Source organism: Burkholderia sp. WTPI3 (assembly GCF_021483755.1).
Taxonomy (GTDB): Bacteria; Pseudomonadota; Gammaproteobacteria; order Burkholderiales; family Burkholderiaceae; genus Burkholderia.
Window position 1 is genome coordinate 1 of record NZ_JAGIXF010000122.1, and the last position, 14,674, is coordinate 14,674.

Consider the following 14,674-nt stretch of genomic DNA (forward strand, 5'->3'; position numbering starts at 1 on the left):
CGGCCGGACTCTATGCGCTGTTCATCGCGCTCGCCGTCGTCGGCTGGCGCGACTGGAGCCGGACGGCCGACGCGCTGCGCGCGACGGCGAGCCCGGCAGGCTGATTCACTACGGAGCAACGTCGTTCATGTCATTTCCTCTCGAGCCGGATGCGCCCGCATCGCGTGAGCTCGCCGATGCGCGCGAGGTCGCGCCGCCGCAGTTCGGCGTCGACGGCGAACAGGCCGAACGCGACTGGCCGCTGATGACGCACGACGAAGTCGCGGCCGTGCTCGCGCGCATCGATGGCGTCGGCGCGCCCGCGCGCCTCACGTGGCACAGCCCGCGGCCGTTCTCGGCGGCCGTGCTGGTGCGCACGACCGACGAGTGCGCGCTGTTCGTCAAGCGTCATCACGCGAGCCTGCGCGACGTCGCGGGGCTCGAGGAAGAGCATCGCATCATCGCGCATCTGCGCGCGCGGGGCGTGCCGGTGGCGGACGTGCTTGCCGGCCGCGACGGCACGACCGCGTTCGCATCCGGCGACTGGACGTATGAAGTGCACGTGGTCGCGCCGGGTGTCGACGCGTATCGCGGCGTGATGTCGTGGAAGCCGTTCACGCATCCGTCGCATGCATACGCGGCCGGCCGCGCGCTGGCCGAACTGCATCGCGCGTCGGCCGGCTACGATGCGCCCGCGCGGCCGGTTCGCCCGCTGCTGTCGAGTTTTCGCGTGCTGTCGTCGGGCGATCTTGCCGGTGCGCTGGAACGCTGGGTCACGGCGCAGCCGTTGCTCGTCAACGCGCTCGGCAAGCGCGACTGGCGCGGTGATGTCGCGAGCGTCATCGGCCCGCATCACGCGCGCCTCGTGCCGCTGCTGCGCGCGTTGCCGCCGCTGTGGACGCACGGCGACTGGCATGCGTCGAACCTGCTGTGGACCGATGCCGGGCCGGGTGCGGAGGTTCGGACGGTGCTCGACTTCGGTTTGGCGGATCGTACCTGTGCGGTGATGGACGTCGCTCTAGCGATCGAGCGCAACACGGTCGACTGGATGGCGCCGGCCGATGCGCGTCGCATCGAATACGAACAGATCGCCGCGCTGCTCGACGGCTACGAGTCGCTCGAGCCGCTGAGCGACGATGCCCATGCGGCGCTGGTCGCGCTGCTGCCGATCGTGCATACGGAGTTCGCGCTGTCGGAAGTCGCGTATTTCGGCTGTATCGTCAACGCACCCGATATTGTCGACGTTGCGTACGACGGTTATCTGATCGGGCATGCGCAATGGTTCGGCGAACGCGACGGGCGGCAACTGCTCGACTGGCTGGTGCTACGCCGGCGTGAGAAGCAGGGGGGTGCCTGACGGGTGCTTGCCGGCACCCCGCACACGTTCTGCCCGACGCGCGGCACCCCCTCGCATCTGAAGGGGTGCCGTCGTTCGATGCGGAGCGACGGTGTCCGCCCGCTTCCCGTCACACCTGCGCGAGCGCCTGGTCGAGATCGGCGAGCAGGTCGTCGATATGCTCGATGCCGATCGACAGCCGCACCGTTTCCTCCTTCACGCCGGCCTTCGCGAGTTCGGCCGGCGACAACTGCCGGTGCGTCGTCGAGGCCGGATGCGTCGCGAGCGACTTCGTGTCGCCGATGTTCACGAGCCGCGTGAACAGCTTCAGCGCGTCCTGGAACTTCGCGCCGCCGTCGCGGCCGCCCTTCACGCCGAACGTCAGGATGCCCGGCGCGCGGCCGGACAGGTAGCGCGCGACGAGCGGATGGTCCGGATGATCGGGCAGCCCCGCGTAGTTCACCCATTCGACGTTTTCATGGCGCGCGAGATGCTGCGCGATCTTCAGCGCGTTGTCGCTGATGCGCTCGACGCGCAGCGCGAGCGTCTCGATGCCCTGCAGGATCTGGAACGCGTTGAACGGCGAGATCGCCGCACCCATGTTGCGCAGCGGCACCACGCGTGCGCGGCCGATATACGCGGCCGGCCCGAACGCTTCCGTATAGACGACGCCGTGATAGCTGACGTCCGGCTCGTTGAGCCGCTTGAAGCGCTCCGCGTGCTGTGCCCACGGGAACTTGCCCGAATCGACGATCGCGCCGCCGAGGCTCGTGCCGTGGCCGCCGAGATATTTCGTCAGCGAGTGCACGACGATGTCCGCGCCGTGCTCGAACGGGCGCAGCAGGTACGGCGACGGCACCGTGTTGTCGACGATCAGCGGGATCCCGTGGCGATGTGCGATGTCGGCGAGCGCGGCGATGTCGGTCACGTTGCCGAGTGGGTTGCCGACCGATTCCGCGAAGATCGCCTTCGTGCGTGTGTCGATCAGCGGCTCGAACGATGCGGGGTCGCGCGGATCGGCGAAGCGCGTCGTGATCCCGTATTGCGGCAACGTGTGCGCGAACAGGTTGTAGGTGCCGCCGTACAGCGAACTCGCGGACACGATGTTGTCGCCCGCTTCCGCGATCGTCTGGATCGCGTACGTGACGGCCGCCTGGCCCGATGCGAGCGCGAGCGCGCCGATGCCGCCCTCGAGCGCGGCGATCCGCTGCTCGAGCACGTCGGTCGTCGGATTCATGATCCGCGTGTAGATGTTGCCCTGGACCTTCAGGTCGAACAGGTCCGCGCCGTGCTGCGTGTCGTCGAATGCGTACGCAACGGTCTGGTAGATCGGCACCGCCACCGCGCGTGTGGTCGGGTCGGGGCGATAGCCGCCGTGCACGGCGATGGTTTCGAGGCGCCAGTTCGAAGAGGCCTGATCGGTCATGGGTGCTCCGTATGTTGTTGTGATCGTCGAGCGATTATAGGAGCATGCGCGCCGCTGCTCTTAGAACGAATGGTTTGTTGCTTATGGGCTTGCGCCGCATAGAATGCCTTTTCCACACACTACAGGCAAAGGATGCGCGATGGCTCAGGATCAGTGGAACAAGGTGGATGCGTATTTTTCGGCGACGCTCGTGCCGTCCGACGACGCGCTCGACGCCGCGCTCGGGGCGAGCGACGCGGCCGGGCTGCCCGCGATCAACGTCGCGCCGAACCAGGGCAAGCTGCTGCAACTGCTCGCGACGATCCGCGGTGCGCGGCGCATCCTCGAGGTCGGCACGCTCGGCGGCTACAGCACGATCTGGCTCGCGCGCGCGTTGCCGCCGGACGGGCAGCTCGTCACGCTCGAACTGAATCCCGACCATGCGAAGGTCGCGACGCGGAACATCGCGCGCGCCGGGTTCGCGAGCATCGTGTCGGTCGTCGTCGGCAGCGCGAAGGACAGCCTCGCGCGGCTCGTCGATGCGGGCGAGGCACCGTTCGACTTCATCTTCATCGATGCGGACAAGGACAGCAACGCCGTTTATCTGGACGCCGCGCTGAAGCTGTCGCGGCCCGGCACGGTGATCGTCGTCGACAACGTCGTGCGGGGCGGGCGCGTTGCCGATCCCGACAATCACGAGCCGGATGTCGTCGGCGTGCGCAACGGGTTCGCGCGGATCGTCGCCGAGCCGAACGTCGCGACGACCGCCGTGCAGACGGTCGGGCTGAAGGGCTGGGACGGGTTCTCGATCTCGATCGTCGGCGCGTGACGTGAGGTGACGCGAAGCGACGGGGGCCGCGCCATGACGCGACGGCCTGCGTCCGGCTAGCCCTTGTCCGGATTCGTATCGCTGCACTGGTCGGGATCGTCGCGCAGCAGGATCCGGCGGATCCGGCCGTTGTCGTAGAACGGCACCTCCGGGCAGAACTTCCGGCCCGCACGCGTTTGCGCCGGCTTCCATGTGACGGCTTCCGTGCGGACGAGCGCCGGCGCATGGCCGGCCGCGCCGGCTTTCCAGATGTCGATATACGTTCGGGAGAGGAACGGCGAATCGTCGGTTTCGCAGTCCTTCGGATTCGGCAGCGTGGCGCGCAGGCTCCCGGACGCGATTTGTTCGATGCGTTGCGGGAATTCGATGAAACCGTCGCCATAGCTCGGCGTGATGTAGCAATAGCGGCGCGTGTTCCCGTCCAGCACCGGCAACAGATAGCTGGTTGCCGTGTCGATCTCCTTCACGTCGTTGCCCTGCCAGCGGTAGGTCGTCACGCCGTGCTCGGCGGCACTCGCGCGCCAGCTCGTCCAGACAATCCGGTGCACGGGATCGAACGACGGCGACGTGATCGCCTGCAGTTTGGGCGGCGCGTCGACGAAGCGCCGCGTCTTCGGATCGAAGATCCATGTCTGATACGGAATGTTCGGGCCGGCGCCCATCGATTGCGCGAGCATCAGGTCGGGCCACCCGTCGAAGTTCACGTCGTCGAACTCGGGCGTGAAAATGCCGCATGCGCCTTGCGAGTCGGTCGCGAGCGTCTGCACGAGGCGCGCATGGTCGTAAAGCCGAATCGCGGTGACATGCGGGGTGTCGTCGCATGAGCCGTTTCCCGGCAATGCATTCGCGACGAGATGGACGTCGTACGGGAACCGCTTGCCGTCATGCTTTCTGGCGAGCGATACGGGCAGCGTGCGTTTGCCGTCCGGCGACGTCCACGTGCCCGACGCCGTGTCGTTGAAGCCGTCCATCTTCCAGGTGCCCGTTACGCGCTCGGGGTTCGATGCCGCGCCGATGTCCCGTTCCGACAGCGATGCCCCGCGCGGGTCGACCGACCCTTGCAGCGACAGGCGATAACGCACGCTCGTCGCGCACGGCGCATAGCAGTACGTGCCCGCCAGCGTGTCGGCCGTGCGTGACAACGCCACCTCGATGTGCCGGTTGCCGAGCGTGCCGACCCACGTGTCGGACCACACGGGGAATTCGACGGTGGGTTCGGCGTGCGTATCCGTCGCGGCCGCCGCGGCGCTCGTGGGCGCGGACGCCAGCAGGGCGACGACGGACGCGAACGGGATCGCCGCGACGCGTCGACGCATCGACACGAGGGAAGAGGGGGGCATGGCTCGGAGCCTCGGTATTGTTGCGGGTTGCCGCCTTGATTGTCGCGATGCGTTTGCGTCAGGGCCGCACATTCGTCGACGCTGCGGTGCGATACAGCCGCGGCCACTGATCCTGGAACAGCCCGTTGCACGCGCCGTGCATCGCGACGTCGCTCAGCACGAAGCGCTTGCCGTCGAACACCCACGACGCGCTCGACCCGCAATCGCCGGCGCTGCGCACGCGATCGAGGCTCGACAGCGTCGCATGCGCGGGATCGTAGATGGCTTCGGTCAGCTGGTTCGAGAACGACGCCGGGTCGAGGCCCGCGCTGGCGTTCTCGCCGAAGTCGAGCGGCGTCGGCGCATACGGCGCGCTGCGGTGTACGCGATACCACAGGTCCGTATGGTTGTACGCGCTGCTCGTCTGACACGGGATCGACACGATCGCATCGGCGGTCGAGATCGCGGTGGCCGACGCGGCCTTGCGGCGATCGGGCGCCGACATTGCGTCGCCGGCATCGGCCGCGCAACGCTTCACGCTGCCGCCGAACTTGTCGAATACTGCGTCGACGAGCGGGCGTTGTTCGGCGGGCGTGAGATCGGCCACGCGCGGCGCCGGAACGGGCGCGGGCGGCAGCGCCGGCGCGACGGGTACCGCCGATGCGGGTTTGGCGCCCTTGCGCAACAGCGCGGTGACCGTGCCGATGCGGCCCTGCGTGTCGTCGATCAGCAGCAGCGCGGCGTTGAGCCCCGATAGCGAAACGCGCGGCGTCCGCGTGTCGGCCGGGTCGCCGAAACCGAGCACCTGTGCGTTGTGCGACATCGTCAGCCATGCGTCGACCGTCGTCGGATCGCTGGTGCGAATATGGAACGGATAGACGTCGTCGTCTTCGTCGCTCGTCTTCGCGACCGCGTGCCACTCGGCTTGCACTGCATCGAACGGCTGACCGTCCGCGCGCGCGGTGCGCAGATCGAGCGGCGCCGACGCGAATATCTCCAGCGACGGCCGCGCATCGGGGCCGGCGTCGCGCGTGAGCCGCACGATCAGGCTGGTGCGCGTGTCGTCGATGTCGTCGTTGCCGCCCTCGGCAACGCAGCGATTCGCGTTGTCGCAGACGACCGACCAGTTCTTGAAATCGCGCGCGACCGGATGTTGCGCGGGGTCGCGCGCGGCAGCGGACAGCGACGCGGTGAGCAGGATGACGGCGACAGCAAGCGGGAGATGACGAAACATGACGGTTCGTATCGGCAATGACAGGGAGCAGGGCGGACGTCCGGTTGCAAGCGCATCGTAAGCGCGCGATGCGGATCGAGCGCGGCCGGACAGCGTCGAGTCGAGTATACCGCTGCTGCGGCAGCGAATCGTGCGATGGCGGTCGAAGGCGCGCGCAACGGGAAAAGGCGCGATGCCTGCGGGCATCGCGCCGTTCGTTGGCGAGCGGGTGCCGGCGGCGCGCCCGCTATCCTTTCACGCACACCACCTGACGCAGCGTGTGCACCACCTCGACGAGGCTGCGCTGCGCCGCCATCACCGCATCGATGTCCTTGTAGGCCATCGGGATTTCGTCGACGACGCCCGCGTCCTTCCGGCATTCGACGCCACGCGTCGCGCTCACCTGGTCGTCGACCGTGAAGCGGCGCTTCGCTTCGGTCCGGCTCATCGAGCGGCCGGCGCCGTGGCTGCACGAACAAAAGCTCTCCGGGTTGCCGAGTCCGCGCACGATGAAGCTCTTCGCGCCCATCGAGCCCGGAATGATTCCGAGTTGCCCCTTCTGCGCGGACACCGCGCCCTTGCGGGTCACGAGCACGTCCTCGCCGAAGTGGCGTTCGCGCTGCACGTAGTTGTGGTGGCAGTTCACCGCGTGTTCGTCGAGTCCGAACGGCCTGGCGATCGCGCTGCGCGCCGCGCCGATCACCGCATCCATCATTGCCTGCCGGTTGCGGCGCGCGTAGTCTTGCGCCCAGCCGACCGCTTCGACGTAATCGTCAAAGTGCCGGCTGCCCTCGTTGAAATACGCGAGGTTGCGATCCGGCAGGTTCGCGATGTGCTGCCGCATGTCGGCCTGCGCGAGTTCGATGAACAGGCTGCCGATCGCGTTGCCGACGCCGCGCGAGCCGCTATGCAGCATGAACCACACGCGGTCGGCTTCGTCGATGCACACTTCGATGAAGTGGTTGCCGGTGCCGAGCGTGCCCAGGTGCGCGTAGTGGTTCGTCTTCTCCAGCTTCGGATACTTGTCGACGATCCGCTGAAAACCCGGCAGCAGCGACTTCCATGCATCCGTCACGGCGGCCGGCGTGCGATCGCCCCACGCACCCGGATCGCGGCGGCCCGGCGCGCGGCCGTGCGGCACCGCGCGTTCGATCGCGCCGCGCAGACCCGCGAGCGAGTCCGGCAGATCGGCGGCGGCGAGCGTCGTGCGCACGGCCATCATTCCGCAGCCGATGTCGACGCCGACCGCCGCCGGGATGATCGCGCCCTTCGTCGGGATCACGCTGCCGATCGTCGAGCCCTTGCCGAGGTGCACGTCCGGCATCACCGCGACGTGCCTGAAGATGAACGGCATCTGCGCAGTGTTGCGCAATTGCGTGCGCGCGTCGTCCTCGACGGCGACGCCCTGCGTCCACATCTTCACCGGCTTGCCGTTCGCCAGTTCCATCACTTGATAATCGTCGTTGCTCATTGGTTTCACCATTCGTTCATGCGTCCGGCGCGGCGGCCATGCGCCGCGCCGTTTCATCCGGTTTCGTGCGTTTCGCGCATCACGCACCCTTGATGCTGACGAGTCCGTTCAGCACCTGGTCGAGACCGCCGAACACCGAGATGCGGTCGATCCGTTCCGCGACGCGCTCCAGCGTTTCCAGTTCCTTGAGCCGCAGCGCGGTCGGGTTCTCTTCCATCACCTTCGCGGTGTTCAGCAGCGAGCGGGTCGCCGCCGTTTCCTCGCGGCGGCGGATCACGTTCGCCTGCGCGGCCTTTTCGGCTTCGACCACCTGCGCGAGGATCGTCTTCATGTCGCCCGGCAGCACGATATCCTTCACGCCGACGCTGCGCACCTCCACGCCAGAATGCTCGAGACGTGCGCGCACCTGCGCGATCACGACCTCGTCGATCGCCTGCTTGTCCTCCAGCAGTTCGTCGAGCGAGCGCGTGCCGACGGCCGCGCGCAGCGCGAACTGCAGCTCGCGATACAGATGTTCGAGCGGCTTCTGCAACTGCCCGAACGCATGCAGCACATCCGCATAGCGCCACGTCGCCGACAGGTTCAGCCGCAGCGCGACCTTGTCGCGCGTCAGGATTTCCTGCCCCGCGACTTCGAGCGGCTGCAGGCGCAGGTCGACGAGTTCGACCGCCACGTCGCGGTTGAAGCGCCAGAACGCCGTCACGCCCGCGTCCAGCAGCCGCTCGATCTTGCCGTCGATCTTCAGCACGCCGACGTGATACGCCGGCACCTGCGCAAGCAGCACACCTGTCAGCCCCGCCACGCCGCGCGCACGCAGCGCCGGTTGCGCGATGCGCTTCGCGAGCGCGGCCGGCAGCATGCTGTCCTGCGCGAGATCGACACGCTCCAGACGGTGCGCGATCAGGCCGCGCCAGTACAGCCGGCGCGTGCCCGGCGGCAGGATCTCGACGAGCACGTCGTCTTCGTAGCGCAGGCCCGCTTCGTCGTCGGCCAGGTCCATCGCGACGAAGTATCGCGCGAGCACGTCCGGTGCGTCGTGACGCAGGTAGTCGGCCAGCGCGGCATCGGCGAGCGGCGCGTCGAGACGCGCGGTCTGCACCGACAGGCGCTTGAACGGATCGAAGGCCTTGAACACGCCCGGCTCCAGCACCTTCACGAAATCGCCCTCATTCATCAGCAGCGCGCGTTCGTTCTTTTTCACCACATGACGCTTCCACATATTCTTGTCCTTTTCTTCAATGACCGCCGGGCGACACGCATCGTACGGATCGGGGTGCGACGCGATCGGGCAGGCGGCGCGTTGGCCGGCGCTGCGGCACGCGGCGACGCATCCTGCATCGCGTCGCCGTGCGCATTCGCGCGGGCCGTCCGGCCGCCCGGCCGATCGCGCGGAACCGCAACCGGTTCGGCGCGCGGCGGGCTTCCCGGCCCGCGCCGGCGGGTACTGCTTTCATCAGAGATTGTCCTTGCGGACAACGTTCGGACGGGATTCGAACCCGCCACACACCGGCTTGCGCCGGCTGCTCTACCTGTTGAGCTACCGAACAGTGGGCGCCCCGGGATTCGAACCCGGACGAAGCTGCCTCGCGCGCCCCTTTGCCTTCGTCTGTCCATGGCGGCATGCACTGCCGCAACGAACCAGGTTCGGCGGCGGCGCACCAGCAGGGCTTTGTGAACCCTGGCTCGCGGGCCAGCGGGACATCCGGCGCCTTCTATTTAGCGAGGAGCGTGCCAGCGGCTGGCGGGATCGGCAAAGGTATCGGCAAGTGATTGAAATAAAAGGAGGATTTTTATTTTCGGACGATGGGCGAAGAGGGCGCTGTTACCGCGTCATCCCGGAATCTGGATACAATTGGATCGGCTTTTATCCCATGAGATAAACATGCGTAAAACCGTCGCCATCGGCTTTCTCGGCACCGTGCTTGATCAGGGCGGCCGCGCGCCGCGTCGTTACCGCAAGTGGCGGCCGACCGTGTCGCTCTGCCTGCAACCGGATCTAGCGATCGACCGCCTCGAATTGCTCCATCCGCCGGGCTACACGCGCCTCGCCGAGCAGGTGCGCGACGATCTCGCGGAACTGTCGCCGCATACCGACGTGCGGCTCACGCCGGTCACGATCCACGATCCGTGGGATTTCGAGGAGGTCTACGCGACGCTGCACGACTACGCGCGCGCCTATCCGTTCGATCTCGACCGCGAGGACTACCTGATCCACATCACGACCGGCACACACGTCGCGCAGATCTGCTGGTTCCTGCTCGCGGAGGCGCGCTACCTGCCCGCGCGCCTCGTGCAAACCGGGCCGCCGCAGCAGACCGACGAAGGGCCGAGCGGGCCGGGCACGATGTCGGTGATCGATCTCGACCTGTCGCGCTACAACCGGATCGCGCAGCGCTTCACGCACGAGCGCGACGAGACGGTGTCGTTCCTGAAGGCTGGCATCGCGACGCGCAACGCGCGCTTCAACGCGCTGATCGAGCAACTGGAGCGTGTAGCCGTGCGCTCGCGCGCGCCGATGCTGCTCGTCGGCCCGACGGGCGCCGGCAAGTCGTTTCTCGCGAAACGCGTGTACGAGCTGAAGCGCGGCCGCCATCGGCTCGCAGGGCCGTTCATCGAGATCAACTGTGCGACGCTGCGCGGCGACGCGGCGATGTCCACGCTGTTCGGGCACGTGAAGGGCGCGTTCACCGGTGCGCAGTCCGCACGCGCGGGTCTGCTGCGCGCGGCGGACGGCGGCCTGTTGTTTCTCGACGAGATCGGCGAACTCGGGCTCGACGAGCAGGCGATGCTGCTGAAGGCGATCGAGGAGAAGCGCTTTCTGCCGGTCGGCGCGGACGTCGAGGCGACCAGCGATTTCGAACTGATCGCCGGCACGCATCGCGACCTGCGGCAGATGGTGGCGGCCGGCACGTTCCGCGAGGATCTGTATGCGCGGATCAACCTGTGGACTTACGAATTGCCGGGATTGGCCGAACGCCGCGAGGACATCGAGCCGAACCTCGAATTCGAGCTCGATCGTTTCGGCCGCGAGCAGGGCGAACAGGTGCGGTTCAACGTGGAGGCGAAGCGGCGCTATCTCGCATTCGCCGCATCGCCGCGCGCGACGTGGGCCGGCAACTTCCGCGAACTGTCCGCATCGATTACGCGGATGGCGACGCTCGCCGATGCCGGACGGATTACCGAGGACATCGCCGAACAGGAGGTCGATCGCCTGACGCGCACGTGGTCGTCGCCGGGCGACGGACCGGCGTCGGACGCGTGCGTCGACGCGGTGTTCGGTGCACGCGCGGCGGAACTCGACCTGTTCGACCGCGTGCAGCTCGAACGCGTGCTGGACGTGTGCCGCGTCTCGGCGAGTGTGTCGGAAGCCGGGCGCACGCTGTTCGCGGTGTCGCGCCAGAGCAAGAAGCAGCCGAACGACGCGGACCGGTTGCGCAAGTATCTTGCGCGGTTCGGGCTCGATTGGGACAGCGTGCGGCAGGCGCTGGGATGAGTCGGGAGGCGGCGCGAGCGCGCTGCCTCGGCCGGTTCACGCGCGGCAGATCGCGATGATCTCCACGCTTGCCGCGTCGTCGAACGGCGCGCCGTGCCAGTCGCCGCACCAGTCGGTCGCGGAGAAGCCGGCGGCCGCGATGCGTGCCTGCAGGTCGGCCTGCGTGACGAAGCGCAGCCGGCTCGCGTTCGTCACCTGCAGATCGTCGCGATGAAACCGGTAGACCGTATCGAACGACACGATCGGGCCGTCGATCGCGGTCACCGCGTGGTGGAGTTCGACCACGCCGAATTCAGGCGAAGCGACACTGGATGCCGACGCTTGCGGTGTCCACGCACGCCACGGCTCGGCACGCGGATTACGCGTTTCGAACAGGAAGCGGCCGCCGCCGGCCAGCACGCGCCGCACGCTGCGCAGTGTCGCGTCGATTTCCGCGTCGGTCAGCAGACACTGGAACGCGTGCCCGGTCATCACGACGGCATCGAGCGATGCGCCCGGCGGCAGGCCGTCGAGATCGCACGCGAGCCAGCGCACCGCGTCGGCGCCGGGTTGGCGTCGCGCGTACTCGATCATCGCCGGCGCGGGATCGATCGCGACGACCTCGTGCCCGGCCGCCGCGAGCCGGCGCGCGAACGTGCCGGTGCCGCAGCCGAGATCGAGAATCCGTTGCCGCGCAGTGCCGATGCGCGACGCGTAGAACGCGAAATCGCGATCGCCCGCGTTGAACAGGTCGTAGACCGCGACGAGGCGCGGGTCGGTATAGAGGACTTCGCCTGCGGGTGCGGCGCGGGACGTCATGCGCGCGTTCGCGTCAGCGCTGCTGCGCCGCCACCCGCAGCCCGAGCGTGATGAAGATCGTGCCGATGATCTTCCCCTGCCAGCGCGCGAGCCATGCGAGCCGCTTCACGAGGCGGCCGAGCGGGCGGATCGAGCATGCGATCAGCGTCGTGTAGAGCGAGCTGAGCACGACGAAGATCAGCCCGAGCACCGCGAACTGCACGAACGACGAGCCGCGCTCCGGATGCACGAACTGCGGCATGAACGCGAGGAAGAACAGCGCGGTCTTCGGGTTCAGCACTTCGGCGGGAATCGCCTGCAGATAGGCCTTCAGCGGCGTGACGGGCGCCACCTTCGGCAGCGACGGATCGGACGGCCTGTCGAGCAGCGCGCGCACGCCGAGGTAGATCAGGTACGCGGCGCCCACCAGCTTCACGACGTTGAACGCGAGCGCCGACGTCATCAGCAGCGCGGACAACCCGACGGCTGCGAACAGCGTATGCACGAAATCGCCGCTCGCGACGCCGAGCCCGGTCAGGATGCCGGTCTTGCGCCCACCCTGCACGGTACGGCTCAGCACGAGCAGCACGGCGGGGCCGGGGATCAGGAACAGGCCCAGGACGACGGCGATGAAAGTGGTCAGCGTGGTCAGGTCGAACATGGCGGCTCCGGCAAGGTTGGCGCAGCGGCGAGGGGTCGGGGCATTGTATTCGGATCGGCGCGCGGCTGCAGACGCCGGCCGGGAACCGCACGGCCGCGGCCGCGCCTTTCTGGTATAAGCACGCATAGGCACGACAAGGCCGCACGGGCACGCCGTCCGGCCGCTTCCGACATCATCGCTCCATGCGCAACCTGCCCGCCGTTACCGATCCTGCCGCCGACGCCGACGTCTATCACGTGCCGCGGCCGCTCGTCGTGTTCGGCGGCTCGGTGGTCGAGCCCGAGTGGCGGCTCGAGCGGCACAGCCATCCGCAGGCGCAACTGCTGTACACGCTGAGCGGCGTCATCTATTGCGAGATCGACGGCGGTGTGTGGAGCGCACCGCCGCAATGCACGGTGTGGATTCCGGGCGGCGTCACGCATTCGGCGCGCGGCTCGGCGGGTGCGACGTTCTACGCGGTGCTGGTCGAACCCGATGCGGCCCCCGACTTGCCGGCACGTTGTTGCACGCTCGGCATGTCGCCGCTGCTGCGCGAACTGCTGCTGAAGGCCGCGAGCTTCCCGAGCCTGTACGACATCGACGGCCCGCAGGGGCGACTGATGGCGACGCTGCTCGACGAGCTCGTCGCGGCGCCGGTGGAAGACCTGTACCTGCCGATGCCGGCCGACCGCCGGCTGCGCAAGCTGATCGATCACCTCCTCGACGATCCCGCCGACAAGTCGCCGCTGTCCGAACTCGCGCGTCGCGCCGGCGTCAGCGAGCGCAGCCTCACGCGGCTCGCCGTGAAGGAGCTCGGCATGAGCCTCGGCGACTGGCGCCGGCGGCTGCACGTCGCGCTGTCGCTGCGCATGCTGACGGCGGGCCGCCGCGTGCACCAGATCGCGATCGATCTCGGCTACGAGAGCGCGAGCAGCTTCGTGACGATGTTCCGCAACGCAACCGGCAAGTCGCCGACCCAATACCTGACCGACCGGCAGCGCTGAGCGCGGTTGGCCGGATCGAACAAGCGGTTGGCCGGCACGAGAAATGACGGGACGGCCGTCGATCCCTAACATGAGAATCATTCTCATCTGGAGGTCGACATGCAGATCGTCACGAATGAATTCCCGTTGGTGTGGCTGCGTTACGCGCGTTCGCCGTCGAGCGAGCCCGCGCACTTGCTGGCCGAACTCGATGCGTTGTTCGCGCGCCGGGAACGCTTCGTTTTACTGACCGATGACGCGCCGTCCGGCGACGATCGCGATGCGCAGGATCACGAAATGCGCAAGCAGCTCGCGAAATGGAGCAAGGCGAATCGCGCGCGGTCGCGCGAATGGATTCCCGCGATGATCGCTGTCGAACCCGATGCGCAGCGGCGCGCGGCGCTCGATGCGTTCTCGGGCGCATTCGAGAAGGTCTGGGGTTATCCGCTGAACGCGGCAGCGAATCGTGACGAGGCGCTCGCGCTGGCGCGACGATTGCTCGCCGCGCCGGCTCCCGCGGCCGCGCGCGACTGAACCGTTCGCCGCGCGGGCGGCGCGGCTTTCTCACCGACCGGCATGCGTTGCAGCGCGCTTCGCGCGCGTCGCGTCATGCCGCATTTCCCGGGAGTTTCCGGTGGACAATCCGATTCGCGCGATGCGCATCTTCACGCGCATCGTCGAGATGAACAGCTTTACGCGCGCGGCGCACGCGCTCGGCATTTCGCGCGCAACCGCGACGCGCACCGTGCAGGAACTCGAGGCGGCGCTCGGCATGCCGTTGCTGGTGCGCACGACCCGCGCGCTGCGGACGACGCCCGAAGGCGACGCGTATTACCAGCGGTGCCGGCGCATCACCGCGGACGTCGACGAGCTCGAAGCGAGCCTGCGCAATGCGGCGCGGCATCCGAGCGGGCCGTTGCGCGTCGAGCTGCCGGGATCGGTGGCGGGCGCGATCGTGCTGCCGGCGCTCGGCACGTTCCATGCGCGCCATCCCGAGCTCGTGCTGTTGCTGGGCGTGTCCGGGCGCGCGGCCGACCTGATCGGCGATGCGGTCGACTGCGGCATCCGGCTGGGCGCGCTGCCCGATTCGTCGCTGGTGGCGCGCCCGCTCGGCGCACTCGAGCGCGTGACGTGCGCGAGCCCCGCGTACCTCGAGCGCCGCGGCGTGCCGCATTCGCTCTACGCGCTTGCCGGGCATCGCCCCGCCCACGCCGCCTTCCCATCCCCCC

General features: G+C 68.1%; 13 protein-coding genes, 1 tRNA gene and 1 pseudogene. 7 read left to right on the plus strand and 8 right to left on the minus strand.

What is annotated here, in order from left to right; genetic code table 11:
- Positions 1-104: pseudogene (locus J7024_RS33665) on the plus strand (nicotinamide riboside transporter PnuC); the annotation flags it as partial.
- Positions 105-127: 23 nt separating this feature from the next.
- Positions 128-1,336: a phosphotransferase enzyme family protein gene (locus J7024_RS33670; RefSeq protein ID WP_234745865.1), complete on the plus strand. Its 1,209-nt coding sequence runs from the start codon at positions 128-130 to the stop codon at positions 1,334-1,336.
- Positions 1,337-1,445: 109 nt separating this feature from the next.
- Here J7024_RS33670 and J7024_RS33675 read toward each other — a convergent pair whose 3' ends face one another.
- Positions 1,446-2,741 (minus strand): O-acetylhomoserine aminocarboxypropyltransferase/cysteine synthase family protein, encoded by a 1,296-nt coding sequence (locus J7024_RS33675; protein ID WP_124830493.1) that lies wholly within the window; start codon positions 2,739-2,741, stop codon positions 1,446-1,448.
- Between the two features lie 139 nt (positions 2,742-2,880).
- Here J7024_RS33675 and J7024_RS33680 point away from each other — a divergent pair, with 139 nt between their 5' ends.
- The gene (locus J7024_RS33680; protein WP_234745866.1) at positions 2,881-3,549 is read left to right on the plus strand and encodes an O-methyltransferase; all 669 of its coding nucleotides are present in this window, start codon (positions 2,881-2,883) and stop codon (positions 3,547-3,549) included.
- A 56-nt stretch (positions 3,550-3,605) separates the two neighbouring features.
- Here J7024_RS33680 and J7024_RS33685 read toward each other — a convergent pair whose 3' ends face one another.
- The 5 genes from J7024_RS33685 to J7024_RS33705 all read right to left on the minus strand — a co-directional run bounded on the left by J7024_RS33685 (position 3,606) and on the right by J7024_RS33705 (position 9,099).
- The gene (locus tag J7024_RS33685; RefSeq protein WP_124830495.1) at positions 3,606-4,889 is read right to left on the minus strand and encodes an XAC2610-related protein; all 1,284 of its coding nucleotides are present in this window, start codon (positions 4,887-4,889) and stop codon (positions 3,606-3,608) included.
- Between the two features lie 58 nt (positions 4,890-4,947).
- Entirely contained in the window at positions 4,948-6,102 is a 1,155-nt protein-coding gene (locus J7024_RS33690; protein WP_124830496.1) for a DUF1176 domain-containing protein, read from the minus strand.
- Positions 6,103-6,328: 226 nt separating this feature from the next.
- Positions 6,329-7,552 carry an RtcB family protein gene (locus J7024_RS33695; RefSeq protein WP_175750702.1) on the minus strand — a complete coding sequence of 408 codons (1,224 nt, stop codon included), beginning with the start codon at positions 7,550-7,552 and terminating at the stop codon, positions 6,329-6,331.
- A gap of 79 nt (positions 7,553-7,631) precedes the next feature.
- Positions 7,632-8,771, minus strand: a complete 1,140-nt coding sequence (locus J7024_RS33700) for a slipin family protein (RefSeq protein ID WP_124830498.1) — start codon at positions 8,769-8,771, stop codon at positions 7,632-7,634.
- 256 nt (positions 8,772-9,027) lie between these two features.
- Positions 9,028-9,099: transfer RNA gene (locus J7024_RS33705), tRNA-Cys, on the minus strand.
- A 335-nt stretch (positions 9,100-9,434) separates the two neighbouring features.
- Here J7024_RS33705 and rtcR point away from each other — a divergent pair.
- Positions 9,435-11,045, plus strand: coding sequence for an RNA repair transcriptional activator RtcR (gene rtcR, locus J7024_RS33710; RefSeq protein WP_124830499.1), 1,611 nt, complete (start codon positions 9,435-9,437; stop codon positions 11,043-11,045).
- 36 nt (positions 11,046-11,081) lie between these two features.
- Here rtcR and J7024_RS33715 read toward each other — a convergent pair whose 3' ends face one another.
- Both J7024_RS33715 and J7024_RS33720 read right to left on the minus strand, forming a co-directional pair.
- Complete coding sequence (locus tag J7024_RS33715; RefSeq protein ID WP_124830500.1) at positions 11,082-11,843, minus strand: class I SAM-dependent methyltransferase; 762 nt, start codon at positions 11,841-11,843, stop codon at positions 11,082-11,084.
- 13 nt (positions 11,844-11,856) lie between these two features.
- Entirely contained in the window at positions 11,857-12,483 is a 627-nt protein-coding gene (locus J7024_RS33720) for a LysE family translocator (RefSeq protein ID WP_124830501.1), read from the minus strand.
- 182 nt (positions 12,484-12,665) lie between these two features.
- On the opposite strand from J7024_RS33720, the gene J7024_RS33725 reads away from it, so the two are divergent.
- The 3 genes from J7024_RS33725 to J7024_RS33735 form a co-directional block, all read left to right on the plus strand.
- The gene (locus tag J7024_RS33725; RefSeq protein ID WP_124830502.1) at positions 12,666-13,466 is read left to right on the plus strand and encodes an AraC family transcriptional regulator; all 801 of its coding nucleotides are present in this window, start codon (positions 12,666-12,668) and stop codon (positions 13,464-13,466) included.
- Between the two features lie 99 nt (positions 13,467-13,565).
- Complete coding sequence (locus J7024_RS33730; protein ID WP_124830503.1) at positions 13,566-13,979, plus strand: ATP--cob(I)alamin adenosyltransferase; 414 nt, start codon at positions 13,566-13,568, stop codon at positions 13,977-13,979.
- A 100-nt stretch (positions 13,980-14,079) separates the two neighbouring features.
- A partial coding sequence (locus J7024_RS33735) for a LysR family transcriptional regulator (RefSeq protein ID WP_234745867.1) occupies positions 14,080-14,674 on the plus strand: 595 nt, incomplete at its 3' end.

Excerpts from the sequence above, each read along its gene's own strand:
- J7024_RS33670 (WP_234745865.1), top strand. The coding sequence starts at position 128 with ATGTCATTTCCTCTCGAGCCGGATGCGCCCGCATCGCGTGAGCTCGCC.
- J7024_RS33675 (WP_124830493.1), bottom strand. The coding sequence starts at position 2,741 with ATGACCGATCAGGCCTCTTCGAACTGGCGCCTCGAAACCATCGCCGTG.
- J7024_RS33680 (WP_234745866.1), top strand. The coding sequence starts at position 2,881 with ATGGCTCAGGATCAGTGGAACAAGGTGGATGCGTATTTTTCGGCGACG.
- J7024_RS33685 (WP_124830495.1), bottom strand. The coding sequence starts at position 4,889 with ATGCCCCCCTCTTCCCTCGTGTCGATGCGTCGACGCGTCGCGGCGATC.
- J7024_RS33690 (WP_124830496.1), bottom strand. The coding sequence starts at position 6,102 with ATGTTTCGTCATCTCCCGCTTGCTGTCGCCGTCATCCTGCTCACCGCG.
- J7024_RS33695 (WP_175750702.1), bottom strand. The coding sequence starts at position 7,552 with ATGAGCAACGACGATTATCAAGTGATGGAACTGGCGAACGGCAAGCCG.
- J7024_RS33700 (WP_124830498.1), bottom strand. The coding sequence starts at position 8,771 with ATGTGGAAGCGTCATGTGGTGAAAAAGAACGAACGCGCGCTGCTGATG.
- rtcR (WP_124830499.1), top strand. The coding sequence starts at position 9,435 with ATGCGTAAAACCGTCGCCATCGGCTTTCTCGGCACCGTGCTTGATCAG.
- J7024_RS33715 (WP_124830500.1), bottom strand. The coding sequence starts at position 11,843 with ATGACGTCCCGCGCCGCACCCGCAGGCGAAGTCCTCTATACCGACCCG.
- J7024_RS33720 (WP_124830501.1), bottom strand. The coding sequence starts at position 12,483 with ATGTTCGACCTGACCACGCTGACCACTTTCATCGCCGTCGTCCTGGGC.
- J7024_RS33725 (WP_124830502.1), top strand. The coding sequence starts at position 12,666 with ATGCGCAACCTGCCCGCCGTTACCGATCCTGCCGCCGACGCCGACGTC.
- J7024_RS33730 (WP_124830503.1), top strand. The coding sequence starts at position 13,566 with ATGCAGATCGTCACGAATGAATTCCCGTTGGTGTGGCTGCGTTACGCG.